Genomic DNA, 4,128 nt, shown 5'->3' with positions numbered 1-4,128 from the left:
ACCGCGGCCCGCACCTGCTCCGCGGTGGCCTCCTCCACGGCCCAGGCCGCGTAGCCGTCGGGGCGGACCAGGACCGCCGTGCCGCGCGGGGCGGCCCACCGCTCCACGGCCAGGCGCTCGCCCCCGGGCGCGAGGTCGAGCCCGGGCGGGGCCAGCAGCACGAACCGTCCGCCGCGCAGCGCCTCGTACAGGCGGCCCCCGCCGGCCAGCGGGACGTCCGGCACCCGGGCGCCGACCACCCGGTGGGCGCCGCGCGGCCGGCGGTAGCGGATGCCGATGCCGCTGACCATGGCAGCGGCCCGCCGCCACGCCGGGTTCACCCGGCCCACCGTGTTCAGCACCGTCGCCCTCAGCAGACGGACGGCCGGACCGTGGGCCAGCGCGCCCCGGATCAGCGCTCCGCTGCCCAGCAGCACCATCCGGCCCACCGGGTGCCGTTCGCCCTGGTAGGTGTCGAGCAGCGCCGGGGCGGCGTGCCCGCCGAGCACCGCGGCCAGCTTCCAGCCGAGGTTGGCGGCGTCCTGCAGCCCCGTGTTCATGCCCTGGCCGCCCGCCGGGGAGTGGATGTGCGCCGCGTCGCCGGCCAGGAAGACGCGGCCGACCCGGTAGGAGGGGGCCTGCCGCTCGTCGCTGTGGAAGCGGGACATCCAGCGCGGGTCGTGCATGCCGAAGTCGGTGCCGAGGGCGCCGCGGACGATCTCCCGGACCTCCTCCAGGCCGACCGGGTCGCTGTCCGGCCGGTCGTGGCCCCGCCGCCAGCCGATCACCCGGTGGTAGCCGTCACCGAAGGGGGCGACCAGCGCGAACCCGTTCGGCCCGGCGTCGGCGGTCAGCGCCGAACCGAGCTCCTCGGTGAGCTTCACGTCGGCCAGGACCAGGGAGCGGATCACCGAACGCCCGGGGAACGGCAGCCCGATCAGGTCGCGGACCACGCTGTGCGCGCCGTCCGTGCCCACCACGTACGCGGCCCGCAACACCTGCCCGCCCTCGTCGGGCGTGCGGACCTCGACCTCCACCCCGTCGGCGTCCTGACGCAGGCCGGTCACCTCCCTCTCGTGGGCGAAGTGCACCCCGGCCTCGATGGCGCGCCGCTCCAGGAGCCGCTCCACCTCGTACTGCGGGACGACCAGGACGTACGGGAAGCGGGAGGGCAGCGCGCCCAGGTCCAGGGAGAGCTGCCCGAAGAGGCGGAGGCTCGTCAGGGGGCGGCCGACCGCGGCCAGCTCGTCGGCGAGCCCGCGGGCGTCCAGCTGCTCCAGGGTCCGGGCGTGGACCACCAGGGCGCGGGAGAGGTTGCTGATCCGGTGCGGGCGCTTCTCCACGAGGGTGACGGGGACACCGGCCTCGGCGAGGTCGCCGGCCAGCAGCAGTCCGGTGGGACCGGCGCCGACGACGACCACGGAGCGGGCCGCGTCGTCGGCGGGGAGCGGGGTGGTGCCGTGCATGGTGGTCATGGTGGGCCTCCCGTTGGTCGGCGGCCTCGGTGCACCCGGTAGGTCAACACCTGTTGGCCAACGCTTGTTGACAACGCTAGACCCGCGGCCCTGGACGGTCAACAGCCGTTGGCCTACGTTTGTTGACATGACCGAGAACAGCCCCCCGGCCGACGCCGGACCGCTTCGCCCCCGCAGGTCGGACGCCACCCGCGCGGCGATCCTCACGGCCGCGATCGCCCGGTTCGCCGCGGACGGTTACGAACGGGCCACCATCCGGGCCATCGCACGGGACGCGGGCATCGACCCGGCCATGGTGATGCGCTACTACGGCAGCAAGGAGGGGCTCTTCCGCGCCGCGTCGGAGATCGACCTGCGGATACCGGACTTCGCCGGCGTGCGTCCCGAGGAGGCGGGCGAGGCGCTGGTGCGGCACTTCCTCCAGCGCTGGGAGGCGGACGACTCGCTGGCCGCGATGCTCCGGGTCGCGGCGGCCTCGGGGCTGGACGAGGGGCGTCAGCAGGCGATGCTGGAACGGCAGGTCGGCCCGGCGGTGGGGCGTTTCTGCCCGGTCCCGGCCGAGGTGCCGCGCCGGACCGCGCTGATCGCCTCGCAACTCGTGGGCATGGCGGTGCTGCGCTACCTGTTGCTGGTGCCGACGGTGATGGCGATGAGCCACGACGAGATCGTGGCGTGGCTCGCTCCGACGGTGCAGCGGTACCTCACGGCCGACGGTCCCTGACGGCGCTCGGCTCCGCGTGGGGTGAGGACGCGACGAGGGTGCCGTCCTCGCCCCACGGACCGTCGCCGTGACGCGAGGGCGGCACCCTCAGCGGTCTGCTGTTGTTCCGGCCCGCCGTGCTCGGGCGGCCGGACGACCGGGTGACCGGGTCAGGAGTTCTTGGTCCTGATGTTGGTCGACGTGACCCGGTGCTCCTCCTTGGACTTGTCCAGGACCATCACCAGACCGGCGATGACCCCGAAGAGCACGAGCGGGGCGACGACGTAGAGGCCCAGCGTCTCGATGACGCTCAGGCCGGTGCCGGGGTCGTCGCCGTCGTCGCGCGTCAGCGCGAGCGCGGGGGACGACATGAGCAGCATCATCAGCGTCGTGCCGGCGGCCAGGGCGCCGGTGCGCAGGGCGTTCTTCTTGTCCACGGCGCCCAAGGTAACGGACGCGGGCAGGGGCCGCGCGCCCGGGGTGCCGTTCCGGCGGGTGTGTCAGCCGGGTGGCTCCGGCCGGCGGTCCTCCTCCGCCGGTTCCCTCAGGGCCGCCAGGAGGGCGTGCAGCCGCGGGGAGGAGGAGAGCTCCTCCAGGGTGACGGGGCGTCCCTCGCCGTCGGCCACGGGCAGCCGCCAGTTGGGGTACTCGTCCCAGGTCCCGGGGACGTTCTGCGGCCGCCGGTCGCCCACCCCGTCGGGCAGCCACACGCCGGCCAGGCGGGCCGGGGTGCGCCACAAGAAGCGGTGCAGGGCCCGGACGACGTCCTCCTCGCGGGTGCCGTCCAGCAGGGCGCGGCCGTCCAGTTCCGCCAGCCACTCCCCCAGTTCGGCCGCCGCCTCCTCCCGTTCGCGTTCCACCGGACGAGTGAGCAGGCCCAGCCGGTGACGCAGGTCGACGTGGTCGTGGGCGATCCGCGAGGCGGTGGGGGGCAGGTCGTGGGTGGTGACGGTGGCCAGGCAGTCGGCCCGCCAGCTCTCCGGGGGCAGGACGCGTCCGCCGCCCTCCCAGTCGCGTTCGAACCAGAGCACCGAGGTGCCCAGCACGCCCCGCTCCCGCAGGGCCTCCCGGACGCCGGGCTCCACCGTGCCGAGGTCCTCGCCGATGACGGCGGCGCCGGCCCGGTGTGCCTCCAGGACGAGGACCGCCAGCATGGCCTCGGCGTCGTAGTGGACGTAGGCGCCCTCCGTGGGCGGGCGGCCCTGCGGCACCCACCAGAGCCGGAACAGCCCCATGACGTGGTCGATGCGCAGCGCCCCGGCGTGCCGGAAGCAGGCCCGCAGCAGGTCCCGCAGCGGGGCGTAGCCGGTCTCGGCGAGCCGGTCGGGCCGCCAGGGCGGCAGCCCCCAGTCCTGGCCGCGCGCGTTGAACGCGTCGGGCGGGGCGCCCACCGACATGCCGGCGGCGAAGCAGTCCCGCAGCGCCCAGGTGTCCGCGCCGCCGGGGTGGACGCCGACGGCGAGGTCGTGGATCAGGCCCACGCCCATGCCGGCCTCGTGGGCGGCACGCCGGGCGGCAGCGAGCTGTTCGTCGGTGAGCCAGGTCAGCCAGCGGTGGAGGTCGACGCGGTCGGCGAGCTCGAGCCGTGCCCGGGAGGTCTCCGGGGACCGCGGGTCGCGCAGCCGCTCGGGCCAGCGGTGCCAGTCGGGTCCGTGCACCTCGGCGAGGGCGTACCAGGTCGCGTGGTCGTCCAGCGCGCGCCCCTCCCGGGCCACGAACGCGGCGTACGCGGCGCGGCGGCCCGGCGCGAGGGGCACCGCGCGCACCAGCTCCAGGGCGCGGCGCTTCAGGTCCCAGACGGCGTCGCGGTCGATCGGCGCGTCCTTCTCCAGCACGCCCTCGCGGAGCCGGGCGGCCTGTTCGGCCAGGGCCCGCAGCGCGGGGCGTTCCTCCTCGGCGACGTGCGCGAACTCGGGGATCTCCTCGACCCGCAGGTAGAGGGGGTCGGGGAAGCGGCGGGAGGACGGCCGGTAC

4 protein-coding genes are annotated in these 4,128 nt (G+C 75.6%); 1 reads left to right on the top strand and 3 read right to left on the bottom strand.

Annotation, left to right across the window (positions count from 1 at the left end):
* Positions 1–1,445, bottom strand: a 1,445-nt coding sequence (locus ACOV8S_RS20000) for an FAD-dependent monooxygenase (protein ID WP_448319465.1), incomplete at its 3' end; no start/stop codon positions are given.
* Between the two features lie 136 nt (positions 1,446–1,581).
* Here ACOV8S_RS20000 and ACOV8S_RS19995 point away from each other — a divergent pair.
* Positions 1,582–2,175 carry a TetR/AcrR family transcriptional regulator gene (locus ACOV8S_RS19995; RefSeq protein WP_448319157.1) on the top strand — a complete coding sequence of 198 codons (594 nt, stop codon included), beginning with the start codon at positions 1,582–1,584 and terminating at the stop codon, positions 2,173–2,175.
* A 149-nt stretch (positions 2,176–2,324) separates the two neighbouring features.
* Here the strand turns inward: ACOV8S_RS19995 and ACOV8S_RS19990 are convergent, their stop codons facing one another.
* On the bottom strand, positions 2,325–2,591 hold the full coding sequence (locus ACOV8S_RS19990) for a hypothetical protein (protein WP_382558479.1): 267 nt from the start codon (positions 2,589–2,591) through the stop codon (positions 2,325–2,327).
* 63 nt (positions 2,592–2,654) lie between these two features.
* A partial coding sequence (gene malQ / locus ACOV8S_RS19985; RefSeq protein WP_448319156.1) for a 4-alpha-glucanotransferase occupies positions 2,655–4,128 on the bottom strand: 1,474 nt, incomplete at its 5' end.

Source organism: Streptomyces sp. CO7 (genome assembly GCF_053474865.1).
This window is presented reverse-complemented; position numbering and strand designations above follow the sequence as displayed.